Origin of the sequence: uncultured Photobacterium sp., from assembly GCF_947039875.1 — a bacterium.
Taxonomy (GTDB): Bacteria; Pseudomonadota; Gammaproteobacteria; order Enterobacterales; family Vibrionaceae; genus Photobacterium.
On the sequence record NZ_CAMRAN010000012.1, the window covers coordinates 1 to 26,763 of the forward strand.

At 40.6% G+C, this 26,763-nt stretch carries 29 protein-coding genes; 11 read left to right on the forward strand and 18 right to left on the reverse strand.

Annotation, left to right across the window (positions count from 1 at the left end; genetic code table 11):
- Window positions 1–219: 219 nt before the first annotated feature.
- The gene (locus Q0V26_RS06145) at window positions 220–492 is read right to left on the reverse strand and encodes an oxidative damage protection protein (protein WP_297479347.1); all 273 of its coding nucleotides are present in this window, start codon (window positions 490–492) and stop codon (window positions 220–222) included.
- A gap of 118 nt (window positions 493–610) precedes the next feature.
- Complete coding sequence (gene mutY / locus Q0V26_RS06150) at window positions 611–1,663, reverse strand: A/G-specific adenine glycosylase (protein WP_297479349.1); 1,053 nt, start codon at window positions 1,661–1,663, stop codon at window positions 611–613.
- A 250-nt stretch (window positions 1,664–1,913) separates the two neighbouring features.
- Here mutY and trmB point away from each other — a divergent pair, with 250 nt between their 5' ends.
- The 3 genes from trmB to Q0V26_RS06165 all read left to right on the forward strand — a co-directional run bounded on the left by trmB (window position 1,914) and on the right by Q0V26_RS06165 (window position 4,134).
- Entirely contained in the window at window positions 1,914–2,651 is a 738-nt protein-coding gene (trmB, locus tag Q0V26_RS06155; protein WP_297479351.1) for a tRNA (guanosine(46)-N7)-methyltransferase TrmB, read from the forward strand.
- A gap of 104 nt (window positions 2,652–2,755) precedes the next feature.
- Window positions 2,756–3,676 (forward strand): glutaminase B, encoded by a 921-nt coding sequence (gene glsB / locus Q0V26_RS06160; protein ID WP_297479354.1) that lies wholly within the window; start codon window positions 2,756–2,758, stop codon window positions 3,674–3,676.
- 113 nt (window positions 3,677–3,789) lie between these two features.
- On the forward strand, window positions 3,790–4,134 hold the full coding sequence (locus tag Q0V26_RS06165) for a DUF2884 family protein (RefSeq protein ID WP_297479357.1): 345 nt from the start codon (window positions 3,790–3,792) through the stop codon (window positions 4,132–4,134).
- Window positions 4,135–4,254: 120 nt separating this feature from the next.
- On the opposite strand, the gene hemW is transcribed toward Q0V26_RS06165, so the two are convergent.
- From hemW to Q0V26_RS06195, 6 genes are all read right to left on the reverse strand, one after another.
- Window positions 4,255–5,415 (reverse strand): radical SAM family heme chaperone HemW, encoded by a 1,161-nt coding sequence (hemW, locus tag Q0V26_RS06170; RefSeq protein WP_297479360.1) that lies wholly within the window; start codon window positions 5,413–5,415, stop codon window positions 4,255–4,257.
- Window positions 5,416–5,418: 3 nt separating this feature from the next.
- On the reverse strand, window positions 5,419–6,009 hold the full coding sequence (locus Q0V26_RS06175) for an XTP/dITP diphosphatase (RefSeq protein WP_297479363.1): 591 nt from the start codon (window positions 6,007–6,009) through the stop codon (window positions 5,419–5,421).
- Window positions 6,010–6,181: 172 nt separating this feature from the next.
- Window positions 6,182–6,478: a DUF167 family protein YggU gene (gene yggU, locus Q0V26_RS06180; protein WP_045037795.1), complete on the reverse strand. Its 297-nt coding sequence runs from the start codon at window positions 6,476–6,478 to the stop codon at window positions 6,182–6,184.
- A complete protein-coding gene (locus Q0V26_RS06185) occupies window positions 6,475–7,032 on the reverse strand; it encodes a YggT family protein (RefSeq protein WP_080158262.1) in 558 nt (185 codons plus the stop codon). Before Q0V26_RS06185 ends, yggU begins: the two co-directional genes overlap by 4 nt.
- 9 nt (window positions 7,033–7,041) lie before the next feature.
- Window positions 7,042–7,860 carry a pyrroline-5-carboxylate reductase gene (gene proC, locus Q0V26_RS06190; protein WP_297479371.1) on the reverse strand — a complete coding sequence of 273 codons (819 nt, stop codon included), beginning with the start codon at window positions 7,858–7,860 and terminating at the stop codon, window positions 7,042–7,044.
- A gap of 98 nt (window positions 7,861–7,958) precedes the next feature.
- On the reverse strand, window positions 7,959–8,669 hold the full coding sequence (locus Q0V26_RS06195; protein ID WP_297479374.1) for a YggS family pyridoxal phosphate-dependent enzyme: 711 nt from the start codon (window positions 8,667–8,669) through the stop codon (window positions 7,959–7,961).
- Window positions 8,670–8,694: 25 nt separating this feature from the next.
- Between Q0V26_RS06195 and Q0V26_RS06200 the strand changes: the two genes are divergently transcribed.
- Together Q0V26_RS06200 and Q0V26_RS06205 are read left to right on the forward strand one after the other, a co-directional pair.
- Window positions 8,695–9,732 (forward strand): type IV pilus twitching motility protein PilT, encoded by a 1,038-nt coding sequence (locus Q0V26_RS06200; RefSeq protein ID WP_297479377.1) that lies wholly within the window; start codon window positions 8,695–8,697, stop codon window positions 9,730–9,732.
- A gap of 16 nt (window positions 9,733–9,748) precedes the next feature.
- Complete coding sequence (locus Q0V26_RS06205) at window positions 9,749–10,855, forward strand: PilT/PilU family type 4a pilus ATPase (protein ID WP_297479556.1); 1,107 nt, start codon at window positions 9,749–9,751, stop codon at window positions 10,853–10,855.
- A 357-nt stretch (window positions 10,856–11,212) separates the two neighbouring features.
- Here the strand turns inward: Q0V26_RS06205 and ruvX are convergent, their stop codons facing one another.
- The 6 genes from ruvX to metK form a co-directional block, all read right to left on the reverse strand.
- On the reverse strand, window positions 11,213–11,644 hold the full coding sequence (gene ruvX, locus Q0V26_RS06210; RefSeq protein WP_297479380.1) for a Holliday junction resolvase RuvX: 432 nt from the start codon (window positions 11,642–11,644) through the stop codon (window positions 11,213–11,215).
- On the reverse strand, window positions 11,641–12,204 hold the full coding sequence (locus Q0V26_RS06215; protein WP_080158257.1) for a YqgE/AlgH family protein: 564 nt from the start codon (window positions 12,202–12,204) through the stop codon (window positions 11,641–11,643). Before Q0V26_RS06215 ends, ruvX begins: the two co-directional genes overlap by 4 nt.
- Before the next feature lie 120 nt (window positions 12,205–12,324).
- On the reverse strand, window positions 12,325–13,275 hold the full coding sequence (gshB, locus tag Q0V26_RS06220; protein WP_297479383.1) for a glutathione synthase: 951 nt from the start codon (window positions 13,273–13,275) through the stop codon (window positions 12,325–12,327).
- Between the two features lie 17 nt (window positions 13,276–13,292).
- Window positions 13,293–14,024, reverse strand: coding sequence for a 16S rRNA (uracil(1498)-N(3))-methyltransferase (rsmE, locus tag Q0V26_RS06225; RefSeq protein WP_297479385.1), 732 nt, complete (start codon window positions 14,022–14,024; stop codon window positions 13,293–13,295).
- Between the two features lie 132 nt (window positions 14,025–14,156).
- Window positions 14,157–14,642, reverse strand: a complete 486-nt coding sequence (locus Q0V26_RS06230; RefSeq protein ID WP_297479388.1) for a SprT family zinc-dependent metalloprotease — start codon at window positions 14,640–14,642, stop codon at window positions 14,157–14,159.
- Window positions 14,643–14,793: 151 nt separating this feature from the next.
- A complete protein-coding gene (metK, locus tag Q0V26_RS06235; RefSeq protein ID WP_297479390.1) occupies window positions 14,794–15,948 on the reverse strand; it encodes a methionine adenosyltransferase in 1,155 nt (384 codons plus the stop codon).
- A gap of 392 nt (window positions 15,949–16,340) precedes the next feature.
- Between metK and tkt the strand changes: the two genes are divergently transcribed.
- The 4 genes from tkt to Q0V26_RS06255 all read left to right on the forward strand — a co-directional run bounded on the left by tkt (window position 16,341) and on the right by Q0V26_RS06255 (window position 20,226).
- Window positions 16,341–18,353, forward strand: coding sequence for a transketolase (gene tkt / locus Q0V26_RS06240; protein WP_297479393.1), 2,013 nt, complete (start codon window positions 16,341–16,343; stop codon window positions 18,351–18,353).
- A 634-nt stretch (window positions 18,354–18,987) separates the two neighbouring features.
- On the forward strand, window positions 18,988–19,332 hold the full coding sequence (locus Q0V26_RS06245) for a hypothetical protein (protein ID WP_297479396.1): 345 nt from the start codon (window positions 18,988–18,990) through the stop codon (window positions 19,330–19,332).
- Window positions 19,333–19,632: 300 nt separating this feature from the next.
- Window positions 19,633–19,911 carry a beta/gamma crystallin-related protein gene (locus Q0V26_RS06250; protein WP_297479399.1) on the forward strand — a complete coding sequence of 93 codons (279 nt, stop codon included), beginning with the start codon at window positions 19,633–19,635 and terminating at the stop codon, window positions 19,909–19,911.
- Between the two features lie 12 nt (window positions 19,912–19,923).
- Window positions 19,924–20,226, forward strand: coding sequence for a hypothetical protein (locus Q0V26_RS06255; protein ID WP_297479401.1), 303 nt, complete (start codon window positions 19,924–19,926; stop codon window positions 20,224–20,226).
- Between the two features lie 349 nt (window positions 20,227–20,575).
- Here Q0V26_RS06255 and Q0V26_RS06260 read toward each other — a convergent pair whose 3' ends face one another.
- The 4 genes from Q0V26_RS06260 to Q0V26_RS06275 all read right to left on the reverse strand — a co-directional run bounded on the left by Q0V26_RS06260 (window position 20,576) and on the right by Q0V26_RS06275 (window position 23,599).
- Window positions 20,576–21,748, reverse strand: coding sequence for a HAMP domain-containing sensor histidine kinase (locus Q0V26_RS06260; RefSeq protein ID WP_297479404.1), 1,173 nt, complete (start codon window positions 21,746–21,748; stop codon window positions 20,576–20,578).
- Window positions 21,748–22,443 (reverse strand): response regulator transcription factor, encoded by a 696-nt coding sequence (locus Q0V26_RS06265; protein ID WP_297479407.1) that lies wholly within the window; start codon window positions 22,441–22,443, stop codon window positions 21,748–21,750. Before Q0V26_RS06265 ends, Q0V26_RS06260 begins: the two co-directional genes overlap by 1 nt.
- A 297-nt stretch (window positions 22,444–22,740) precedes the next feature.
- Complete coding sequence (locus Q0V26_RS06270; RefSeq protein WP_297479411.1) at window positions 22,741–23,154, reverse strand: NirD/YgiW/YdeI family stress tolerance protein; 414 nt, start codon at window positions 23,152–23,154, stop codon at window positions 22,741–22,743.
- A 232-nt stretch (window positions 23,155–23,386) separates the two neighbouring features.
- Entirely contained in the window at window positions 23,387–23,599 is a 213-nt protein-coding gene (locus tag Q0V26_RS06275) for a cold-shock protein (RefSeq protein ID WP_297479413.1), read from the reverse strand.
- A 723-nt stretch (window positions 23,600–24,322) separates the two neighbouring features.
- Between Q0V26_RS06275 and epd the strand changes: the two genes are divergently transcribed.
- Both epd and Q0V26_RS06285 read left to right on the forward strand, forming a co-directional pair.
- Window positions 24,323–25,375 carry an erythrose-4-phosphate dehydrogenase gene (epd, locus tag Q0V26_RS06280; protein WP_297479416.1) on the forward strand — a complete coding sequence of 351 codons (1,053 nt, stop codon included), beginning with the start codon at window positions 24,323–24,325 and terminating at the stop codon, window positions 25,373–25,375.
- Between the two features lie 85 nt (window positions 25,376–25,460).
- The gene (locus Q0V26_RS06285) at window positions 25,461–26,624 is read left to right on the forward strand and encodes a phosphoglycerate kinase (RefSeq protein WP_297479419.1); all 1,164 of its coding nucleotides are present in this window, start codon (window positions 25,461–25,463) and stop codon (window positions 26,622–26,624) included.
- Window positions 26,625–26,763 lie beyond the last annotated feature (139 nt).

A 26,763-nucleotide genomic window follows, 5' to 3' on the forward strand; every position in this document is an offset into this window, starting at 1 on the left:
CCGACACGAGGATTTTCAATCCTCTGCTCTACCGACTGAGCTATCAAGGCAACGGGGCGCTATTAAAAGGTTTTTGAGCCTTTTCGTCAACCCTTTTTTTAATAAAAAATGATTATTATATTTGAGTGTTGACTTTTTGTTCGTTGTGGTTTGATTTTTTACTTTTTTTAATGTTTTCCGCCGTTTGAGTCACGGCGGAATATCTCTTTGATCTTAATATTATTTTGTAGGTGGTGTGTAACCATCAATTACGACATCTTTACCTTCAAACAAAAAATTGACCATTTCTGTCTCAAGTAACTGGCGATGTTCAGGATTCATCATATTCAATTTTTTTTCATTGATCAGCATAGTTTGCTTTGCTTGCCATTGTGCCCATGCCTGCTTTGATACCGTATCAAAAATGCGTTGGCCAAGTTCACCTGGGTACAATTGAAAATCTAGACCTTCAGCTTCTTGCTGTAGACGAACACAAAAAACAGTACGGCTCATGGAATATTCCTTATGCATTCATTATTAAATTACAGCGGGATAGCTGTATTTATAGTAATAGTTATACCAGACTCGGCCTGTAGCGGCTAGGGTCGAGACTGTAATAACAACCGTGTAATTATTGAGGGTATAATAATCCATCAAGGATCTTTTGCACTGGCGCTGCGAGACCAATTTTAGCGGGATCATGCAGATCATACCATTGCCCTTGGCGCTCATGAACCACCTTTGGAAGAGTGTTTAAGGTAAATAAAACTGGCACAATATCAAGGTGATAATGACTAAATGTGTGTCTGAATGCAATGAGTTGCTGTTGGTTGGCGATCATGGTTTGAGGTTGTCCGAGCTGCTGTAACAGCAAATCATCAAGATCGTCATTGTCATGTTGAGGGAAACACCATAAGCCACCCCAAATCCCCACTTGTGGCCGCTGTTCAAGCCATACTTTGTCGCCATAACGTAAAATCGCGAACCAAGTTTGTTTTTCTGGCATTACTTTTTTAGGTTTTTTGCCTGGAAATTCAGTTTGGCGCTGTTGGGCTTTAGCAATACATTGGGCCTCAATGGGGCACAAATCGCATTTAGGTTTGCTACGAGTACAAATCATCGCGCCCATATCCATCATCGCTTGGTTGTAACGTTCCACGCCAATGGCTGGTGTATTTTCAGTTGCGATGTCCCACAATGCATTTTCAACGGTTTTTTTCCCCGGCCAGCCTTCAATCGCATAGCAACGAGCAAGAGTACGCTTAACATTGCCATCTAAAATAGGGTGGTGTTGGTTTAATGATAGCGATAATACCGCGCCAGCCGTTGAGCGTCCGATACCGGGCAGGGCTTCAACGTCTGCAATCGTTGTCGGAAATTCACCATTATGCTCAGCGACAATTAATTGGGCTGCTTTGTGAAGATTACGAGCACGAGCGTAATAGCCTAGGCCGGTCCATAAATGCAGTACTTCATCTTGCTCGGCAGCGGCTAAATCTGTCACCGTTGGAAAGCGTGCCATAAAACGTTCAAAATAAGGGATCACGGTAGCAACTTGAGTTTGTTGTAACATGATTTCAGATAACCAGACTTTATAGGGCGTCTTTTGATGTTGCCATGGCAGGGTTTTACGGCCGAATTTGTCATACCACGCTAAAATAGCGTCGGAAAAAGCTGTACTCACGTTGGGCTCACTTTACTTATAGACATGAAAAAATGTCAGGTTGCGCTTTATTGTTGAATGAGCTTGCGGAAAGTTGGAGTCCGTGGGAACGATCCCTTATACTGCAAGTCATCAATGTTATGGCGTCTATAATGACGTTATTGACTAAGGTTGCATCATAAACTGGCGATTGTCACACTTGATAGACTTGAATTGAGCCTATAAGTTTGGATAATGCCGTTCCGTTTCTTTTTTTGTTTGGATAGTTAGCATGAGCGAAGTTTCAAAAAAGTCAGGTGACGTAACTCTGACTGAATTTACCGATGAAGGCAAAATGGTTCGTAAGATCCGTAGTTTTGTTCGTCGTGAAGGCCGTTTAACCAAGGGTCAAGAACATGCGATGGAAAAAAACTGGCCAGCCATGGGTATTGATTTCGCCACTGAAATGCTTGACTGGACACAAGTCTTTAACCGTGAAGCGCCAGTTGTGTTAGAAATTGGCTTTGGCATGGGTGCATCATTAGTTGAAATGGCACAAGCTGCGCCAGAGAAAAACTATGTGGGTATTGAAGTTCATAGTCCAGGTGTTGGTCACTGTTTAATGGGCGCTGAAGCGGCTAATTTAACTAACTTACGCGTAATGTGTCATGACGGTGTGGAAGTGTTTGAACACATGATCCCTGATGGCAGCCTTGATATGGTACAGTTGTTCTTCCCTGACCCATGGCATAAAGCACGTCACCATAAGCGCCGTATTGTTCAGCCTGAATTTGCTGAGATGCTACGTAAAAAGCTTAAAATTGGTGGTATTTTCCATATGGCAACTGATTGGGAAAACTACGCAGAGCATATGGTTGAAGTAATGGATGCGGCACCTGGCTACAAAAACACTGCCACTGATGGTGCTTACATTGTTCGCCCTGAAGATCGTCCTTTAACCAAGTTTGAAGCACGTGGTCATCGCCTAGGTCATGGCGTATGGGATATGAAGTACATGCGTACTGAATAATTGCAGAGATTGCTGTGACCGTCGAGTAGGGTGACAGCAGTGATTGCGTTATTTATTTAGAAAGCCAACTTTTGTTGGCTTTTTTGTTATTGGAGATGAAATAAATGAAGCCGACAGAGACCTTACTCAATGGCATTTTAGATGAAGTTAGACCATTGATTGGTCAAGGGAAAGTCGCTAACTATATTCCAGCTTTAGCTGAAGTTCCTGCGAATAAATTAGGCATCGCTGTGTGTTATAACGATGGTGAAATTATTCAAGCTGGCGATAGCCAAGAAAGCTTTTCTATTCAATCAATCTCCAAAGTTTTATCACTGACATTAGCGATGGCACTTTATGAACCCGATGAGTTATGGGCGCGAGTAGGGAAAGAGCCTTCAGGTCAGGCATTTAATTCAATGATTCAGTTGGAATTAGAAAATGGTATTCCTCGAAATCCATTTATTAATCCCGGGGCGATTGTGATTTCTGACATGTTGTATAGCCGCTTGTGTGCGCCGCAATATCGCATGCTTGAATTAGTACGTGAATTATCCTGTAACCCACAGATTGTTTACGACAAAATTGTAGCGAACTCAGAGATGCAACACAGTGATCGTAATGCTTCGATTGCTTATCTGATGCGGTCATTTGGTAACTTCAATAATGAAGTCATGCCAGTGTTAAATAACTACTTTAGCTACTGTGCATTAAAAATGAGTTGCGTCGATTTAGCGCGTACATTTTCTTATTTAGCAAATAAAGGTCAGCCTTTAGGTGCAAAAATGCCAATTATTAGCCAAACTCAAAGTAAGCATATAAATGCATTGCTTGCGACATGCGGGTTATATGATGGCGCGGGAGAGTTTGCTTACCGCGTTGGTATGCCGGGTAAATCAGGTGTTGGTGGCGGTATTGTCGCGATTGTACCGGGAGAAATGACAATCGCGGTGTGGTCGCCAGAATTGGATCAATCAGGGAATTCTCTGGTGGGTACCGCAGCATTAGAAAAGTTATCAGCACGGATTGGACGTTCTATTTTTTAGTGGGTAGATATCGAAATGATATGTCGCAACCCACTTTTTCAGGGAAGCGAGTATTATTTATGAATATTAAACAATATATAAAAAATGGTTGTGGGTTATTATTTGGATTGAGCATGAGTTCATCCGTTATGGCTGTCGAGTGTCAGCCATTGTGGCAAAATAATGTCAGTTTTACCGATGAAAAATTAATACTAGAGCAAGACACACAGACCTTTACGATTAAAGATAATGGTCAGCTTTATTTTGATATTCATAAAGTAAATTTAGCCCCACAACAAACTGAATTATTGGCACAATACTATCAGACGATCACCACTGATTTGCCATATGTTTTATCTCATGGTCAACATATTGATACGACATTATGTGATTTTGCAGCGGTGCGTATTGATAAAGAAAATCAAATTCGACAACAGATCCCAGCATTGAAAAATTGGCGGAGTGTCAGTTTAGAATAAGATTTTTATTTTTGGGGTTAGCTTTGATTACAGATGACTAAAAAAAGCGATTCACTGGGGGATATCGCTTTTTTATGATTATTTTTTGAGGTTATGCTGAACAATAATTCGGTGGGTTAACTACTCATCATCTTCAACAAAAGCGGCTAATAAATCATTTAAGAATAATTTACCATGCTCAGTGATCTGCCACTGATCGCCATTATCTTGTAAATAATTTTGCTCAATTGCCCAATCAATATTGGCTTCAATGATCGTCAACGGTAAACCAGTACGATCAATGAAGTCTTGCTTTGGACACGCTTCTAATAATCGAAATCTGTTCATGAAAAACTCAAATGGACGTTCGCTATCAGCCACCGCAATTTGCTCGCTTAAATAAGGCTTATCCGCTTGTAAATATCCACGAGGATGTTTGACCTTTACGGTACGAATAATACGCCCATCATCAAAACTGATTTTTCCATGCGCGCCACAGCCAATACCTAAGTAATCGCCAAAGCGCCAATAATTAAGATTATGTTGGCATTGCTTTCCGGGCTTACTGTAACCAGAAATTTCATATTGCTGGTAACCCGCAGCAGTTAGCAAGGCATGACCTTGCTCAAAAATATCCCATAAATCATCGTCATCAGGCAATGTTGGTGGTTTTGAGTAATAGAGGGTATTGGGTTCAATCGTAAGTTGATACCAAGACAGATGCGGTGGATCGAGTGCGATCGCTTGTTTAAGATCGCTGATCGCATCAGCAATCGATTGATCAGGTAAGCCATGCATCAGATCAGTATTAAAACTGTTTAATTCGGCAAGTTTTGCCAGTTCAATCGCTTTAATTGCTTCTTGACTGCCATGAATACGGCCTAAACGCTGTAATTTATCGTCTTGGAAACTTTGAATGCCAATTGAAATTCGGTTTACCCCTGCTTGACGATAACCGTCAAAACGTCCGGCTTCAACCGTGCCCGGATTGGCTTCCATGGTGATTTCAATAGTGTCACTAAATGGAATACGGCTTTCAATGGCGGCCAGTAAGCGACCAATTTCAGAGGGAGAAATTAAACTTGGCGTACCACCACCAATAAAAATTGAATGCAGTGGTCGTTGACCATTCACTAATTGATATGCCATCAGATCGGTTTCGAGATCATCAATGAGCGCATCAATATAATCAAGTTCTGGCAATTCAGTTTTTAGCGCATGCGAATTAAAGTCGCAATAGGGGCACTTTTGGACACACCAAGGAATGTGAACATATAAGCTGAGTGGTGGAGGAACAAGCATGAGTTAGCCTTTTAGTGCACTGAAAAGTTGTTGAAGTGCTTTACCACGGTGTGATAGTTGCTTTTTACGACTTGGGTCAAGTTGCGCTGAAGCACATTGATCTTCAGGTACCCAGAAAATCGGATCATAACCAAAGCCATTGTCGCCATGACGTTCAGTTAAAATACTACCTTCCCACGAGCCATGACACACAAGAGGCGTTGGATCATTTTTGTGACGCATCATCACTAAGACACAATGGAAACGCGCACTACGTTGTGCTTCTGGAACACCGTCCATTGCTGCAAGTAATTTATCAATGTTTTCGGCATCCGTTGCACCTTCACCGGCAAAACGAGCTGAATAAATACCCGGCGCACCTTGTAGGAAATCAACCTCAAGTCCTGAATCATCAGCAATCGCAGCACAACCGATTTCTTTGGCAGCATGGCGCGCTTTGATGATCGCATTTTCAATAAACGTGGTGCCTGTTTCTGCTACTTCTGAAACATTAAAATCGCTTTGAGCGACCACATCAAATCCAAAGTCAGCAAGTAGGGAAGCCATTTCTTTTACTTTGCCTTGATTGCCTGTTGCCAGTACCAGTTTGCTCATATTGATGCCTTTTGAAAACGTTCATTCGTTAATGACCGCTATGATAGCCGTTGTGGGAATAATAACAAAGTCGAGCACTCAGCAAGGTTATGTTATGAGGGATGATTGAATATAAAAAAAGCGAACATCAGAATGATATTCGCTTTTTTAACAATAGTAACTGGCAGCAAAGCTATTGCATTAAATTAGCGATAGTTTCAGGGATCTGCTTAGGATCTTCGATACGGATTTGCTTATGGCGACCTTGAAAGCCTTTTTCCACGTGCACTAATCCTTTTGCTACTTTAAATTGCTTGGCTAAGTATTTGGCTAAATGTGCATTCGCTTTACCATCAACAGGGGGGGCTGTAATGGCAATTTTAACTTCACCACCATGCAGACCAACTATTTGATCACGGCTGGCTTTAGGTTGAATGTAAAGTCGAATAACGACATCATCACCTTGGCGAAATACAGCATTATCACTCATAACTGGAACCAAATTGGACCAATTAAATCACCCATTAAATAGTTAGCAAACTGCAAGCCTAAGAAGATCACCAGAATACTTAAATCAAGACCACCCATCGCTGGCAGAACGCGACGAATCGGTGCCATTAGTGGTTCTGTTAGTTGGTGCATGACATATTCCATTGGGCTGCGACCTTGGCTTACCCAACTTAAAATGGCACGAATTAATAGTACCCAGAATAATAAACCGCCAGCGGCTTTTAAGAATGCTAATAGACCAAAGAATAAGAACATTGGACTAAATGCTGATGCTCCACCTGTTAGCGCCAATTGCAGTAAAACAAACTTAGCCACACACAATAGGTAACCAAACAAGATGGTTGCCATATCAAATGAACCCACTGATGGGATCACACGACGTAGCGGTGCCACAACTGGTTGAGTTGCTTTGACAATAAATTGTGAGAACGGGTTATAAAAATCTGCTCGTGACCATTGTAACCAAACACGTAGCAACACAATCATGATATAGAGATCAAAGACTGTGGTAATTAAAAAAGCGAGTGAATTCATAATTAAACCTTAAAACAATTGTTCCATTTCTTGAGCACGAGCAACAGTAGCTTGCATTGCTTTAGCCACGATTTCTGTTAAATGATGCTGATTGAACGTATTAATCGCTTCTGCTGTAGTGCCACCTTTAGAAGTCACTTGCTGACGTAGTGTAGCCAGATCCGTGTCAGGATTTGCTTGCACCATCTCTGCTGCGCCTAATGCGGTTTGTTGAACGAGCAGTCGTGCTGTTTGTTCATCAAAACCTTGTGCCATCGCTTGCTGTTGAATCGCTTCCATAAACAAGAAGAAGTAAGCGGGCGCACTGCCTGCTGCCGCAATAATACCATTGATATCTGCTTCTTGTTTAACCCAGCAAATTTCCCCGACGGCTTGTAATAGCTGGCTGGCAAACTGATGATCTTGCGGCGCTAATGTTGCATCTGCATATAAACCGCTCATGCCTTTACCAATTAATGCTGGTGTGTTTGGCATTACGCGTACTAAGTGTAATTGGCTATCAAGCATGGTTGCTAGCCGCGCACTATTAATACCAGCAGCAATAGAGATCACTAATTTATTACTGAAATCTACCGCTTGCAATGGCAAACACACTTCGGCCATTAATTGTGGTTTGACTGCCAGTACGATGACATCAGCTTGTTGCGCTGCACGTAGGTTATCATTATCGGTATGAATACCAAAATCAGCGTTTAACGGTGCGAGACGGGTTTTTCTTGGTGCGGTAGCCGTAATTTTACTCGCGTCATAACCACTGGCAATTAACCCTGCGATGATTGAACGTGCCATATTACCGGCACCGATAAAGGCGATAGAACGTTGTTCCATGTAATATCCTTTGCTGTTGGTACGACGTGCAAACAAGTCGGCTGAGTCGTTGACCGTTATTAAAAAACTATTGTTAGGGTTTAAAAACCATTATTAGATTAGGCTTGGTTGCTATAATCACGCGCACCAAACAGAGCAGTACCAATTCGAACCATAGTACTACCTGCTGCAATAGCAGCTTCCATGTCGCTACTCATACCCATTGATAGCGTATCAAGCTGCGGATGGTGTGGTTTCAGTTGCTCTAATAAATCTGCCAATTTTTCAAATGCGGCAAATTGGCTATCATAATCGGTTTCTGGTTGTGGAATCGACATTAATCCGCGTAAAACTAATTGAGGCATGGTTGCAATGGCTGCAGCGAGCTCTATAACGTCATTAGCAGAAATGCCTGATTTACTTGCTTCACCGCTAGTATTAACTTGTAACAACACATTTAACGGTGCCATTGTTGTTGGTCGTTGTGCATTTAAACGGGTTGCTGTTTTTAGGCGATCAATTGAATGAACCCAATCAAAATGCTCAGCAATTGGGCGAGTTTTATTTGATTGAATGGGACCAATAAAATGCCAAACTAATTGTTTTGCGATGGGATGATTCGCAAAATAATTAACTTTATCAACCCCTTCCTGAACGTAGTTTTCACCAAAAGCAAATAGACCGGCGTCAATCGCTTGTTCGATTGCAGTAACGGGCTTAGTTTTAGTTACTGCTAGCAGTTGCACTGAATCGATGTTTCTACCGCATTTTTCAGTTGCGAGTGCTATCTCATTGATGACCTGTGTAATATTTTGCTTAATACTGTTCATAATTAATTCTTGAGGAAAGTTGTTTATGGATATTACCGAATTACTCGATTTTAGTGTAAAGCATAATGCATCAGATCTGCACCTTTCTGCAGGTGTTCCACCAATAATAAGAGTCGATGGTGATGTGAGAAAGCTCAGTTTACCTGCTTTAACTCACAGTGAAGTGCATCAACTAATTTTTGATATTATGAACGATGCTCAGCGTCGAGAATATGAAGAAAAATTAGAAGTCGATTTTTCTTTTGAATTACCCGACATTGGTCGTTTTAGAGTTAATGCTTTTCATCAGTCACGTGGTGCTTCTGCTGTACTACGAACTATCCCTGTTAATATCCCTACTTTAGCATCACTGAATGTGCCGGAGGTTTTTTATGATATTGCGCAGCTTAACCGTGGCTTAGTACTGGTGACGGGCTCAACGGGCTCTGGTAAATCAACCACCATCGCGGCTTTAGTAGATTACATCAATAGCAACTATCAACGCCATATATTGACGATTGAAGATCCGATTGAATTTGTCCATACCAGTAAAAGTTGTCTGATCAACCAACGTGAAGTGCATCGCGATACACTCAGTTTCCAAAATGCATTACGGTCATCATTACGTGAAGATCCCGATGTGATTGTGGTGGGTGAGTTGCGCGATCAAGAAACCATTAGTTTGGCGTTAACGGCAGCTGAAACTGGTCATTTAGTATTAGGTACTCTGCATACTAGTTCAGCGGCTAAAACCGTTGACCGTATTATTGATGTCTTTCCTGGTAATGATAAATCGATGGTACGTTCAATGTTGTCAGAATCATTACGCGCGGTTGTGGCACAAAATTTATTGAAGTGCACTTCTGGTGGGCGTGTTGCTTGTCATGAGGTGATGATGGCAACGCCTGCGATTCGAAATTTAATCCGTGAAGATAAAATTGCTCAGATGTATTCGATGATTCAAACCGGCTCATCCCTTGGTATGCAGACGATGGAACAAAGTGTAAAAATGCTGGTGGCACAAGGAATGGTAGAAGCCGAAGAAGGACGTCGTATTCTTGATAGCAATCAACGTGGATTTTAAATAAATGAATAGTTGCATGACGTTAGATGACATTCTTGATCAAGTTGTTATTAAAAAAGCCTCTGACTTATATATTACGGTTGATTCTGCGTGTTTATTAAAAATTGACAGCAATCTGCATGATATTGGCAAGGTATTAAACCGTGATGATATCGATAGTTTGTTTGATCAAGCGATGGACACCAATATTAGACAAAAATTTATCAGTACTAAAGAAGCTAATTTTGCTTTAGTACGTAATGGACATCGATTTCGTGTCAGTGCTTTTTGGCAACGAGAATTACCCGGGATGGTGATCCGCCGTATTGAAACTCAAATACCAAAAATAAGTGATTTGCAGTTACCGATTGAGATGGAACGGTTGGCATTATCAAAACGGGGTTTAGTGTTAATTGTTGGAGCGACAGGCTCGGGTAAATCAACCTCGATGGCGGCAATGACTGGCTATCGAAATCAACATCGAAGTGGTCATATTTTAACGGTTGAAGATCCGATTGAATTTGTTCACAAGCACAACAAATGCATTGTGACTCAGCGTGAAGTTGGACTGGACACTGCCAGTTATGAAGTGGCGCTAAAAAACTCCTTACGTCAAGCGCCAGATATGATTTTAATCGGTGAAATTCGTACCCGTGAAACCATGGAATACGCGATGAATTTTGCTGAGACAGGGCACTTATGTATGGCAACTTTGCATGCCAATAATGCTAATCAGGCATTAGAACGTATTTTGCATTTAGTGCCTAAAGAACGACGAGATCAATTTTTATTTGATTTATCTCTTAATCTTAAATGTATTTTGGCGCAGCAGTTAGTGGCTGATGCGAATGGGGTGGGGCGTCATGGTGTGTATGAATTACTGCTTAATACACCGCGCGTTGCTGATTTGATTCGCCGTGGTGATCTGTATGAAATTAAAGGTGTGATGGCTAAATCGACCGATGCGGGCATGATAACTTTTGACCAATCATTATATGCGTTATTTAGTGAAGGAAAGATCAGCGAGCAAGATGCACTTTATCATGCCGACTCAGCTAATGATTTACGATTGATGATAAAAGTGGGAGATCACAGCGTTCAGCCGTTAAGTAGTTTATCGGGAGTCACGCTTGAAAAAAATTAAAGCCTATGATGATCCTTTTAGTAAAGGATCATCATGGGAATATTGCTAATAATTATATTAAAAAATGCATTCTATTTTAATTATTTGATTTTTTAATGTTTTTGTTGGTTGATGGTGCGAGGTTAGATCTTAAATGTAGCTTTTGAGTTTAAGTGATCAAAAAGCTGTACAAGCTGATCAAGCGAGTAATAATGCGGTTTGAGCAGTGAATGAAAATATTGTAGAAATAAGCTGTCAGCTTTACGATGATCTTACTAACGAAAGCTGTACTGCATAAAAAAGACAAACGAGAAAGAACGTTTGTCTTTTTTATCTGTTTTTTTTAACCGATTTTTTGAAAGGATAAATCAGATGAAATTAAGCGCCATATTGACGTTCAAACCAGCTTTCTAAAATGACCACGGCTGATTGTGAATCGATGTTACCTTTACTTAATGAACGATAACCACCGCGTTCAAATAACTCTGCTTTTGCTTCCACTGTACTTAAACGTTCATCGTGCAATTCAACCGCGTAACCAAATCGACCATGAATACGATTAGCAAATTTCTTGGCCCGTGGTGCGATAGTTTCTAGTTCTTTACCTTCAAGATCTAATGGTAATCCCACCACGATTAAATCGGGTTGCCATTCTTTAAGGATCTTTTCAATGTCATCCCAATTAGGAATACCATCTTTGGCTTTTAAAGCGGCGAGGGGACTGGCAGTACCAGTAAGTTCTTGACCGATAGCAACACCAATACTTTTGGTGCCGTAATCAAAGCTTAATACGCTGCGAGATTGACTCATGCATGGCCTATATCTGATGACAGATTCGCTGGGCTAATACCCAATTTTGCAAGGGCTTGCTGCCAGCGCTGATCTATCGGAGTGGAAAAAATAATATCGCTATCTGCTTCAATGGTTAGCCAATTATTATTCGCTAATTCTTGCTCAAGTTGACCGACATCCCAACCCGCATAACCAAGGGCCACAATAAACTGTTGTGGTGCTTGCTGGGTGCCCAGTTGAGCCAAAATATCTAATGAAGTGGTAACGGCAAGTTGAGGCGTGATAGTAATACTGGAGTTATAATCAGCTGAAATCGAGTGTAATACAAAGCCGCGATCTTCTGCGACAGGCCCGCCATTAAGTACAGGCGCTTCAATACTTATCGGGTCAATTAATGGTTGTGTACGTTCAATATTAATTTGATCAAGCATGTCGACAATTGAAATTTCAATCGGCTGATTAATGATGATACCCATTGCACCTTCATCATTATGTTCACAAACATAAATGACACTATGCTTAAAATTTGGATCTTCCATAGTGGGCATTGCCACTAGAAAATAATTGGTCAGGTTCATTTACAACACCATTAAATACACGTCAGCACCGATGATGGTGTTGATAATAAAAAGCAGCGATAAAAAATAATCGCTGCGTTCTTGGTTTGATTATGGCTGATGTTTAGCGCTTAGGTGATCTTAGTTAGCGTTAATACGGCGTTCAATCGCATCCATTAATTTACCTGTGATAGAAATATCAAATGCAGCTTCAATTTCACAAATACAGGTTGGGCTGGTTACGTTAATTTCAGTTAGCTTGTCACCAATGACATCAAGGCCAACAAAGATCAGGCCTTTCTGTTTTAAAATTGGCGCTACTGTTTCTGCAATTTTACGATCGGTGTCGCTAATTGGACGCGCTTCACCACGACCGCCAGCAGCAAGATTACCGCGAGTTTCACCTTTAGCAGGAATACGCGCAAGGCAGTATGGCATTGGTTCGCCATCAACTACTAAAATACGCTTATCACCGTTACTGATATCAGGCACGAATGTTTGTGCCATACAGTAGTTTTGACCCATTGCGGTTAGCGTTTCGATGATCACCGATACGTTAGGATCATTTTTCATTACGCGAAAGATAGACGAACCACCCATGCCATCAAGCGGTTTTAGGATCACATCACCGTGTTCTTTATGGAATGCTTTTAGTTTGTCGGCACGACGGGTCACAATCGTGGTTGGCGTTAGCTCTGGGAACCATGCGGTAAATAATTTTTCATTACAATCACGTAGGCTTTGCGGTTTGTTAACGATTAATGCACCGTTATCTTCTGCACGCTCAAGAATGTAAGTCGCATAAATGTATTCAGTATCAAACGGAGGATCTTTTCGCATTAATACCGCATCAAGATCCGCGAGTGGAATCTCTTGCTCATTATGGAATTCAAACCAGTTGTTTGGATCTTTTTTTACAGTGACAGTGCGTGTACGTGCAATTGCGACACCTTGCTCTAAAGAAAGATCACTCATTTCCATGTAGTGTAATTCCCAACCACGACGTTGAGCTTCCATCATCATGGCAAAGGTCGAATCTTTTTTGATATTGATAGACTCGATAGGGTCCATCACAATACCTAGCTTGATCATTGTTTTCTCCTGATTACTCAGCCAAGATCACCAAAGCGAACTTGCAGTGCGGTAATGGCTGTCATTGCGGTAGTCTCAGTGCGTAACACACGTGGGCCTAATAAAATTTCGTCGAATTTATATTGCTCTGTCATGCTGATCTCTTCAGCTGACAAGCCACCTTCAGGACCGATCAATAACCGTACTTTGGTTACTGGGGTCGGAAGGGTGTTAATTGAATAGTGCGCTCGCGGATGTAAATTTAGTTTTAAACCGTCATATTCTTCAGCACACCATTGCTCCAGCTTCATTACTGGGCGAATGGTGGGTACGACATTACGGCCACATTGTTCACAGGCTGCAATTGCGATTTTCTGCCATTGTTCAAGTTTCTTCTCAAAACGTTCAGCATTGAGTTTAACGCCACAACGCTCTGAAATCAGTGGCGTAATAGTATTCACACCCAGTTCAACCGATTTTTGAATGGTGAATTCCATTTTATCACCACGTGAAATCACTTGACCTAAGTGAATATCTAATGGTGATTCAATGCTATGTTCCACACGCGCTTGAATCTCAACTGCAACACTTTTTTTGCTGGCGCTACTAATAACAGCAGGGAACTCTACATTACTGCCATCAAACAGTAATACCTGTTGCCCAACTTGCATCCGCATTACACGGCCAACATGGTTAGCCGCATCGTCGCTAAGCATAACCGTACCTTGGCTAGGTAAAGGTTGTGGGTGGTAAATTCGTGGAATTCTCATGATGCGGTCATCTGTAGTAATTGTTGGGTGATAAAATATATTATCATGGTTAACGACAGAAGAGAGGGGAAAAATCAGTGTGGCGAGGAACGAATAATAAAAATCAGGAAGGTCGTTTAAATACGCTTCAAATTACGATGCTTTGAGCTGTAGCGGTTGGCGACATTTACGGCAATGGTAACTGGCTTGGCCTCGCAAAACCTTATTATGGCGGCGAATGGTTAGTGGGTATTCACTACACTGGCAGTGGTAAATAAATGTTGTTCCTGCTACTGAACTAACATTAAAGTTGTGAGTAGTTTTGGGGGCGACATTGAAAACTTCAGTCATGATTATTTGCCATTCACGGCCATGCGGACGAACGCGACCAAAGTGTTTAAATACCACTAAATGGGCAACTTCATGAGCAACCACTTCATTAAGAAACGCATCAGGGTTTTCAGTTAATAAAATAGGATTAAAGCGCAGTTCCCATTTTTGTAGATGGGCTGTGCCCGCTATTTTACCGCGTTGATTAAAATTAACCGTAGGTATCGTTAAGCGTTTATTAAGCCGTTGGTTCGCCTGTTTGATACAGCACTCTACGTGAGTAAGCACTTGCTTTTGTAGCGGGGTCATAGCCAAAAATATCCTCAGTTATTATCTATATTGGTGCAAAATAACCATAGCTGACTATACACTGCAATATAAAAATAGCGGTTATTTTATTTTAGACATAAAAAAGGGACGAATAATCGCCCCTTAATTATTGATAAACTTAAATTTATTATTATTTAAGTTTAGCGAAGTCGCGTAGTGCGTCTACTTTGTCTGTTTTTTCCCAAGGGAATTCTTCACGACCAAAGTGACCGTATGCAGCCGTCTTTTTGTAGATAGGCTGAAGTAGGTTTAGCATTTCTTGTAGGCCATATGGGCGTAGGTCGAAGTGCTGACGAACCGCTTCAATAATAATATCTTGATGTACTTTTTCAGTACCAAACGTCTCAATCATGATAGACGTTGGATCTGCAACACCGATAGCGTATGAAAGTTGAATTTCACAACGCTCAGCCATACCAGCGGCAACGATATTTTTCGCTACATAACGTGCTGCGTATGCTGCTGAACGGTCCACTTTTGATGGATCTTTACCTGAGAATGCACCGCCGCCATGACGTGCTGCACCGCCGTAGGTATCAACGATAATTTTACGACCGGTTAAACCACAGTCACCCATTGGGCCACCGATAACAAAACGACCGGTTGGGTTAATAAAGAATTTAGTATCTTTACGTAACCATTCTTGTGGTAATACTGGCTTGATGATCTCTTCCATTACCGCTTCCCGAAGATCGGCTGTTGAAATTGAATCACTGTGTTGGGTTGATAATACAACCGCATCAATACCTACAATCTTACCTTGATCGTATTCAAACGTTACTTGAGATTTAGCATCAGGGCGTAACCAAGGTAGGCTGCCATTCTTACGTACGTGCGCTTGACGTTGAACAAGACGGTGTGCATAAGTGATTGGTGCAGGCATTAATTCTTTAGTTTCGTTAGTTGCATAACCAAACATAATACCTTGGTCACCAGCGCCCTGCTCTTTAGGGTCTGCTTTATCAACACCTTGGTTGATGTCTGGTGATTGCTTACCAATGGTATTTAGAACTGCGCAAGAATTAGCATCAAAGCCCATATCTGAGTGAACATAACCGATTTCACGTACTGTTTCACGAGTGATTTCTTCGATATCAACCCAAGCAGATGTTGTTACTTCGCCACCGACCATTACCATGCCAGTTTTTACGTAAGTTTCACAAGCAACACGTGCTTTTGGATCTTGCTCTAAAATTGCATCCAAGACTGCGTCTGAAATTTGGTCTGCAATTTTATCTGGATGACCTTCTGATACCGACTCAGAAGTAAACAGATGTTTAGCCATTGATGGTCTCACTTATATTCATAAATTTGGTAGAACGGTAGCGGTAATACTGATACTGCACTGCATTCCATACGTTTATATGTATGGAGCTACCTCCGTCTAGACGTCTATAATACCCCGACCAGTTATAAAATCAACAATGTAATCTGTAAGGATTTAGCGAAAACCGGCATTGGTGAAAGAAGAAGCTTTTTATTGTTACCATTTTAAATACAAAAACTTAAATTTAGACTGATTGCATATTGTTGAATAAATTGGTTTTTTTAAAAACGAAAACGTTTGCAGTCAATGGCATCTATTTGAGACAATATTGAAACGAAATTAAGTGATCATTAATAAAAATGGTAACTATTTGTTCGTAATTTATTATTTTATGACTATTTGGAGCAGATATGTCTTCTAGCAATGCGGTGTCTCGTAAAGAACTAGCCAATGCAATTCGTGCACTTAGTATGGATGGTGTGCAACAAGCGAACTCAGGTCATCCGGGCGCGCCGATGGGAATGGCAGATATTGCTGAAGTATTGTGGCGTGATCATTTGAATCATAATCCACAAAATCCAAACTGGGCTGATCGTGATCGCTTTGTATTATCAAACGGCCATGGTTCTATGCTGATTTATTCTCTGCTTCATTTAACAGGTTATGATTTATCGATTGATGATCTTAAAAATTTCCGTCAATTACATTCAAAAACACCTGGCCATCCAGAATATGGTTATGCGCCGGGTGTTGAGACCACGACAGGTCCTTTAGGTCAAGGTATTACCAATGCGGTTGGTATGGCATTGGCAGAAAAAGCCATGGCTGAGCAATTTAACCAGCAAGGGCATGAGATCGTTGATCACTACACCTACACCTTTATGGGCGATGGCTGCATGATGGAAGGTATCTCTCACGAAGCATGTTCATTAGCAGGCACTCTAGGTCTTGGTAAGTTAATTGCTTTTTGGGATGACAATGGTATTTCAATCGATGGTGAAGTCGAAGGTTGGTTTACCGATGACACCGCCAAGCGCTTTGAAGCTTACGGCTGGCATGTTATTTCAACCGTTGATGGCCATGATGCTGATGCGATTAATGCCGCGATTGCTGCAGCACAAGCAGAAACCACTAAACCAACCCTTATTTGTTGCCAAACCATCATTGGTTTTGGCTCGCCAAATAAAGCTGGTTCTCATGATTGTCATGGCGCGCCATTAGGTGCAGAAGAAATTGCCGCCGCGCGTGAATTCCTTGGTTGGAACCACGGTCCGTTTGAAATTCCAGCAGACATTGCAGCGCATTGGAATGCGATTGAAGTCGGTAGCGCTAAAGAAACCGCATGGGATCAAAAGTTTGCCGCTTATAGCGCAGCTTACCCTGAGCTAGCCGCTGAATTTAGCCGTCGTATGAACGGTGACTTACCAACGAATTGGGAAGCGGAAACATCACGTATTATTGCGGATCTGCAAGCTAACCCAGCCAATATCGCATCACGTAAAGCATCACAAAATGCGCTAGAAGCGTACGGTCAGTTATTACCTGAATTTATGGGGGGTTCTGCCGATTTAGCGCCATCTAACTTAACTATGTGGTCTGGCTCTAAATCACTGACACCGACAGATGCATCGGGTAACTATATTCATTACGGTGTGCGTGAATTTGGTATGACAGCCATTATTAATGGTATTGCATTACACGGTGGTTTTGTTCCTTATGGTGCAACCTTCTTAATGTTTATGGAATACGCACGTAATGCATTGCGTATGGCGGCACTGATGAAGGTGCAAAATATTCAGGTATACACTCACGATTCGATTGGTTTGGGCGAAGATGGTCCAACGCACCAGCCAGTAGAGCAAGCCGCATCACTGCGTTTAACCCCGAACATGAGTACATGGCGTCCTTGTGATCAGGTTGAATCAGCGGTTGCTTGGAAATATGCGATTGAACGTAAAGATGGTCCAACAGCGTTGATTTTCTCACGTCAAAACCTTGATCAGCAGGATCGTAACGCTGAGCAAGTCGCGAATATCACCAAAGGTGGCTATATCCTTAAAGATTGTGCCACTGAGCCAGAGCTTATTTTAATTGCAACAGGTTCTGAAGTGGGTATTGCAGCGCAAGCATATGCAGAGCTAACCGCTTCAGGTCGCCAAGTACGCTTGGTTTCAATGCCTGCGACAGATTTGTTTGATAAACAGAGTGCGGCTTACCGTGAAACTGTATTACCTGCAAATATAACTGCGCGTATTGCTATTGAAGCGGGCATTGCGGATTACTGGTACAAATATGTTGGCTTGAACGGTCGCATCATTGGCATGACAACCTTTGGTGAGTCAGCACCTGCAGATGAGTTATTTAACATGTTCGGCTTTACTGTTGAAAATATTGTTAATAATGCCAATGCGTTACTAGGGTAAGTTTTCCCTATTAACCACAGTTTTTAAAGACCGCTAATTGCGGTCTTTTTTATGTTGATAATTCCTGTTAAACATTAAAAATAAAGTGGTTATATGACAGCATTTTTCATTACTAAAACTAATCCGAAACTGCTATTTTTATCACTTTTAAAGTATAGCGAAATATCTATAATGACTCTCATCGAAACACGACCGCAAGCCTTATATATTCGATGGTTAGGCTATGGTTGTCCTATTTAAAATAGCTTAGTTTATTGAGGAAAAAGAAATGACTGGTATCGTTAATAAAATTATTGCACTTTACAGCCCTGTATTCGCTCCTATGTACAAAAGCAGCAACATGACCAAGTAAAGTTTGCGTTAAGGTTTTTCCTTAACCCTCGACATATTTCTAAAAAGGCTTTGAACTTATTGTTCAAAGCCTTTTTTACGTTTGGACCTAAAGTACATTTTTTCAAAAGCCGCCTTCCTTTAAAATCATACTTTTTGGTTATATGTTGATAGCCATACATTCCACTAGCGATATATTTCGCTGACATTTGTCAATTTTTATTTTTGTTACATTATTTATCTTTTCTTTATTTTTATAATGATTAAAATAAACTCATAAGTTTACCTTTTTTTGAGTGTTGAGATGAAAAAAGCTATTTTAGGATTATTACTTGGTTTAGCCGCGATAACTTCTTTACCTAGCCATGCTGATGATTGGGGTAATTGGGGCGATACTAAAAAAGGCCGTGTTGAGAGTGCTAGAATCTGTGGTAAGAATGGCTATATCTTCAAAGTTCGTGATAGTTTTTATGTTGCAAAATATCAATCGGGTAAGCGTTTCGCCGTTGGTGTTCCTGTAAAAGCACGTTTTGGTAAAAATAAGTGGCTACGTGTTGAAGGGCTTAAAAACGACGGTAATTACCTTGTTAAGCGTAAGTATTACAGCCTTGCTAAAGCAAAAGCGAGCGCGTGTGGTTTAGCGTGGTAAGTCATCTTTGATGATATGAATTATAGAAAGGTCGCTCAGGCGGCCTTTTTTGCATCTGAATATTATTGAGGTGGTCGCTAGGAAGATATTCAAATGCGGATCGTGGCGATGATGTTAGCTGAGTAGAGAAGCGTTTCTAGGGGGAATTTGGTTAGCATTAGATTTCATATATTAAATATAAGTAATGATAGGTATTTAATATTATCTTTTCATCTAAATAAAATATGACACATGTCTCATATTGTTTGTCTATATACTCTATTATTATTTTAGGCATATTGCCTAACTGAGGATGTAGTTATGAGTAAAATAATTATATTTGAGCATATAAATTGTACTGGTAATTCTCTTGTAGTTACTACAAACACTCCGAATTTAATTCTAAAAGAATGGAATGATAAAGTATCGTCATTAATCGTGATTAATGGTGCTTGGGATTTATTTGATGATTGTAATTATAGTGGACAGCATTGTAGTGTTCATCAATTAGGCGGGCCAACTAATGATGGGGTTTATCCTAAGTGGACTGACTGGAATGGTACAAATGATGTTTTATCTTCACTAAAGCCTCAATACTAGGTTTTGAGATTCATGATTAATCATAAGGAAATGAAAAATATGAATAGCATCTATAACTCAATTGGTGGATATACCCCTTTTACAACAGATATATCAGATGAGTGTCTAACGGTTTTTGCAGTAACAATGAAAGAATTTGTTAGTGTTGGCTATAAGCCTTTTGCTGTTTCGACTCAAGTTGTTAATGGTATAAATTATCGTTTTTTATGTACAGCTACCAATACGGATAAAGAAAAGACAACTTATAGTGTAATGCTTAGCATTTATAAGCCTTCATCTGGATCTTCCATTATTAAAAGTATTAATGAGATTTAATAATTAGGAAAGTCGAAAAATAATGTAGTTATGTGTGTAAACAATGACTAACAGGTAAAGTAGCCAATTAGAACTTTATTAACAGTCATTACTGACTTTGTAATTAAGTTATTAGATGATGCAGATAATAAAGTAAAAATTTTTTGAAGTAATACGATACTGCTTTATCTCTAAATAGCCTCAATCTAAATTGGGGCTATTCTCAAAATGTGAGTGAAAATTAGTAATCTTACCTAAGAGCTACACTGTTTGTCCGCATAAAACCTGTGATGTTAAATACCGCCTCAAAGGCGGTATTTTTATTCATTTGGTGCTGTCATCTCATATTTCTATGCGATAGCAAAAGCAACTAACAGTGATAACGAATCTCGACCCCAAGTCCGGGGTGACAATCATAAAGTTTGATTTCACCTTGGTGTAAGTCTGTCACTGCTTTAACTAATGTTAGTCCAATACCTAAGCCGCCATCATTACGTGATTTGTTAATTCGATAAAGACGCTCAAATACGCGCTGTTTTTCTTGGTCATTAATCCCTGGGCCATTGTCTGCCATGGTGATCACCACATTATCTTGCTCAGTGTGGCACGAGAGTGTTAGCTGACTTGCTTGCGGGCAATAGCGCAGTGAATTTTCTACCAAATTAGCAAATTGTTGAATCAGTAACTCTTTATCGCCTTGAATGAAAATAGGCTCTTTTTGAGTATTAAGGGTCAAGGTCATGCTCGCATCTTCAGCAACATCGGTATAAATTTCAGCAATGGTATGGACAATATCAACCACGTTAATGGTTTCAAAGCGTTGGCGTCTATTACCTGATTCAATTTGAGATATACGCAGTAAAGCATCAAAGATATTCGCTAACCGGTTGGATTCTTTGAGTGACAGTTGTAGTTGTTCTGAAAAAACATCATCAAGATTATCACCGTGTGCGTCAGCCATCTCACTTAGGGTTTGTAAATTATATTGTAAGCGCGTAATCGGGGTTTTTAATTCATGAGCAATATTGGAGGATATATCGCTCATTGCAGCCACTACGCTTTGTAAGCGTGACAACATTTCGTCAACGGTTGAGCCGATACGAGTGAGATCATTTGTTTGGCTCGACATCATGGTTCTGGCTGATAACTCACCATCAGCGGCGGCGCGTAATACCGTTTCAATGCGATCAATTTTTGCTTGGTTGCGTCGCGTCATATAAATCACGATAGCTGAGCTGCAAAGTACAACTAGAATACCGGATAGGATAAAACCTGTTGCCAAAACGTCGATAACATCATCTTCATCAATGGGCTCTTTGTTGATCTCGGTGGTGGTGCCAAGCATAAAGGCTTCAACGTTATGTTCAATGTTGTTATTTACTTCATCAAGATGATAGTCAACATACGCAATAGTGAGGCTCGACATCAAAATTAAACTCACCACTGACACCATGATAAACATCAGCCCTTGCTGCATAGCAGAACTGCGTAACCATACAGGGGTCGGCAATCGTTGTTGAAGTTGCGTGATAAAAGGATGCATTAGGCGTTTTTCCCAAGTTTGTGTTCTAACTTGTAGCCAGCCCCTCGAACGGTATGAATAAGCTGATCACCAAACGGTTTTTCAAGCTTGTTACGTAAACGGCTAATGTGAGTTTCCACCACACTGGTTTGCGGATCAAAATAGATATCCCAAACGTGTTCTAATAACATGGTTCGCGTGATAACACGTCCTGGATGACGCAGAAAGAGTTCAAGAATACGAAACTCTTTTGGTTGCAGAGTTAAGACTTGTCCTTGGCGGATCGCGGTATGATCAAATAAATTAAGACTGAGATCGCCATAAACTAATTCACTGGGTTTTGCTTCAGAGAGTGTTGATGATCGACGAGATAAGGCTGATATACGCGCTAGTAATTCTGAAAAAGCAAAGGGCTTGGTTAAGTAGTCATCTCCGCCTGCTTCTAAGCCATCAACGCGATCATCAATACCACCTAATGAGGTGAGAAAGATAACCGGCATTGAAATTTTGGATGCGCGAAGTGCTTTTACAAATGATAACCCATCTAATCCTGGCAACATCCGATCAACAATGGCGATATCAAATTGTTCTGACATGCATATTGAAAGGGCAAACCGACCATTATCAATACACTGCACATGATGTCCCGCTTCTGTGAGCCCTTTTTCAATATAACGGCTTAAACTAATATCGTCTTCGACAAGCAGTATTTGCATAATGGCAGCCTTACAATCAGATAAAATCTATTGATGAAAATTTGAATAACTCGTTGATGTGCTAAAAAGGCGTAAATATTGGTGCTTTTAGCATCTAACAACTTATTACGTTATTAGAGTGTAAACGCGTATTTTTCATGCGAGGTGATATGACCTGCATTCAATTAGACGTTGGTAAACAGTGTGACAATAAAGTTTATCGTTATGTCGGCAAGATTAATATGAAATTAATACGCTATAGATGATAAGACGGCGAGTGATTGATGCACTCGCAGCCTAATGATGGTGATAAAGGGATTATCCCACAACACGAACATGGTTCACATCAATCGCGGTATGATTAAATTCTTGATCAATTTCACCTTGAATAGTGATCTTTGTTTGTGGGGTTACTTGAGCACCAAACCATTTATCATGATCAATATCGATCGTAATTGAACCAGTACCATCGGTAAATTGATAATGTTCATCACCTAATGAATTTGTAATGTGTCCGGTTAAAGTGACAGGGGTATCGTCACTGAACATGCCAGCATCAAGAACGGCTTTTACTGTTTTTAGACCCGCACTTGGACCACTAAAACCTTGCTGTTGAGTTGCTACTGCATTGATTGGTTGTACTGTTGCAGATGTTGGTGGTGTTGTCGCAAATACTGATGTTGATAACAGTACCGCAGGAACAAGTAGTATAGCAAAGCGTTTATTAGACATTGTAAAATTCTCTGTTGTGTTTTGATGTGAGAATAATAACTAACGATTTATACACTGACCTTGCCTGTAGTTTACATTTTTGTAAGCTTTCTCTGATTGATGTTTTGAACAAGACCGAGGGGGGCTTTGAATATAATGTCTAGTCTGCGTTATTGATTGTAAAAATGATAAAAAAGACCACTGACATACATAGTGGCCTTTTTGATAGCTATTATCTTTTGTTGCCTTACGGTTATAGCACTACAACATTGATTGCTTGCAGACCTTTTTGACCTTGCTCAACATCAAAAGACACTTTTTTGCCTTCTGGTAGCTTGGTTAATGCTTTATCAGCAATGCCGCTGCTGTGAACAAACACGTCAGCATTGCCTGTGTCTTGAGTTAGAAAGCCAAAACCTTTTTCTTCACTAAACCACTTCACTAAACCCGTTGCTTTATGCGACATGTGTAACCCTTAATATTCAAAAGATAAAAATGTGAGTGCTGATAAGCGTAACTATTAAATGCGACGATGAAGCTAAGGGAAACACTGAGGATGACAACATTGACGAAGATATTCTAAGGGTTTTACTTTTACTTGATGTTTCATTTATAACGCAGAACAACAGATCGCGATGATTATTTATTTAAAATGCAAGGTTGTAAAGGAGTATGTGTGATTCTGCTGAATGGTTAAACTGATTTATGTAACAGTCATGGTGTTGATTGTTGAGTTAATAAAAACAAGGATAATAAGGTTAAGCTGTATTATGGTATCGCGAAAATGACGATCAAAAATAGACATTAGCAATATCATGTTGCAATAAATAGTTTGTACGAATAGTTGAGCATTAACTGAGATAATATTGCAGGGTGTCGTGAGATTTATATTGGTAAAGCATATGGTTATTATCTCGGATAAATATGTCACCTCTTTTATTTAGTATTGTGATGGGTATTGCCAGAATGTGCCCTAAAAAAGCCAATTCTAATGATAAAGATTTGATATGAATAATTGATTAGTATGGCTAATTATTCACATTTTAGGTTTTGATTAGGGTGGTTTATGTGATTATATATTTGATTATGAACATATTTAATTAAACGCAGTGAGAGTTGTCACAATTATGGTGATTCTCAAACTTGGTTGGTATACACTAACGCCGCTTGGTTTTTTTGTAGCACGGATATGACACTAAAAGTCGCAATAAATGGATTCGGCCGCATCGGTCGCAGTGTGTTACGTGCACTGTACGAGAGCGGTAAATACCACCAGATTAACGTCGTGGCAATCAATGAATTAGCAGAGCCGGAAGCTATGGCTCATCTGCTTCAGTATGATTCAAGCCATGGACGATTCGGTAAGCCTGTCAGTCATGATCAGGAGCATCTCTTTATTGCCCATGAAAATGGTCACCGCGATCAAATTCGCCTGCTTCATCAACCGGAACTTAAATTGCTACCTTGGCATGATTTTGACGTCGATATTGTCCTTGATTGTACTGGTAAGTTTGGTTCTCGTGCTGATGGCTTAGCCCACATTGATGCTGGTGCTAACAAAGTGTTATTTTCCCATCCTGCTGCCAACGATATCGATTTTACTGTGATATATGGCGTTAACCATCAACAGTTAACCCAGCAACACACGATTGTTTCTAATGGCTCTTGTACGACGAATTGCATCGTGCCCATCATTCAAGTGTTGGATGATTGTTTCGGTATTGAAACGGGTGCTATAACTTCAATTCACTCTGCAATGAATGATCAGCAAGTTATTGATGCTTATCATCCTGATTTACGCCGAACGCGTGCTGCTAGCCAATCCATTATTCCAGTAGATACCAAATTACATTTAGGTATCGGTCGTATTTTTCCGAAGTTTTCTGACAAATTTGAAGCTATTTCTGTGAGGGTGCCCACAATAAACGTCACCGCCATGGATTTAACGGTTACTGTTACAACAAACGTGAAAGTTAATGACGTAAATCAAGCATTATTGAATGCGTCTCGTTGTACATTAAAGGGTATAGTGACTTATACCGAAGCACCCTTGGTGTCGATTGACTTCAATCATGATCCTCATAGCGCGATTGTTGACGGCACTCAAACCCGTGTTAGTGGGCAGCATTTAATTAAAATGTTGGTGTGGTGTGATAATGAATGGGGGTTTGCAAATCGTATGTTAGATACTGCGTTAGCAATGGCGGCAACAGGTAACTCTGCTGTAACGCCACAAAAATAAGTAGTAAGAATTATTGGGTTTGGCAGTGACGCCGGGCCATGAAATTTATGAACTTTTATTTTAAATAATGTTGAGAGGGCAAAACATGTCTGTAATCAAGATGACTGATCTGGATCTAGCTGGTAAGCGTGTATTTATTCGTGCTGACCTAAACGTGCCAGTAAAAGACGGTAAAGTAACTTCAGATGCACGTATCCTTGCATCTCTACCTACTATTCAGCGTTGCCTAGAAGCGGGCGCTAAAGTAATGGTTACTTCTCACCTAGGTCGTCCAACGGAAGGCGAATACGCAGAAGAATTCTCTCTACAGCCTGTAGTTAACTACTTAAACGACGCACTAGATTGTGACGTTAAATTAGCAAAAGATTACCTTGATGGTCTTGAGCTAAACGCAGGCGAGCTTGTTGTTCTTGAGAACGTACGTTTCAACAAGGGCGAGAAGAAGAACGAAGACGAACTATCTAAGAAATACGCTGCACTTTGTGACGTATTCGTAATGGATGCATTTGGTACGGCTCACCGTGCACAAGCATCTACTTACGGCGTAGGTATGTTTGCACCTGTAGCATGTGCAGGTCCACTACTTGCTGGCGAATTAGAAGCGCTAGGTAAAGCAATGGATAACCCAGCACGTCCAATGGTTGCTATCGTTGGTGGTTCTAAAGTATCTACTAAACTAACTGTTCTTGAGTCACTATCTAAGATTGCTGACCAAATCGTTGTTGGTGGTGGTATTGCTAACACATTTATCGCAGCTGAAGGCAACGATGTAGGTAAGTCACTTTACGAAGCAGACCTTATTCCTACTGCTAAAGAGTTAATGGCGCACACTGATATTCCAGTAGCAACTGATGTTGTATGTGCGAAAGAGTTCTCTGACTCAGCTGTTGCAACTATCAAAGCATCAACTGAAATCGCTGCTGACGATATGGTTCTTGACCTTGGTCCTGATTCAGCTCAAGCACTTGTTGACATCATCATGAACGCAAAAACTATTCTTTGGAATGGTCCAGTTGGCGTATTTGAAATTGAGCAATTCGGTAAAGGTACTGAAGTTGTTGCTAACGCAATCGCACAATCTGCAGGTTTCTCTGTCGCTGGCGGTGGTGATACTCTAGCTGCTATCGACAAGTACGGCATCAAAGACAAAGTATCTTACATCTCTACTGGTGGCGGTGCGTTCCTTGAGTTCGTTGAAGGCAAAAAATTGCCTGCTGTTGAAATGCTAGAAGCACGCGCTAAAGCATAATTTATTTGGCGTGGAAACTGGGTATATTTGTAATAATAGTGTCAGTTTCCGCGTTTAAATGTTTGTGATAGACGTTATGTTTCAGTAAAATAGAAGCTTATCGCAAACGTTTGCACAAGAATTTTTCCACAGACAACAA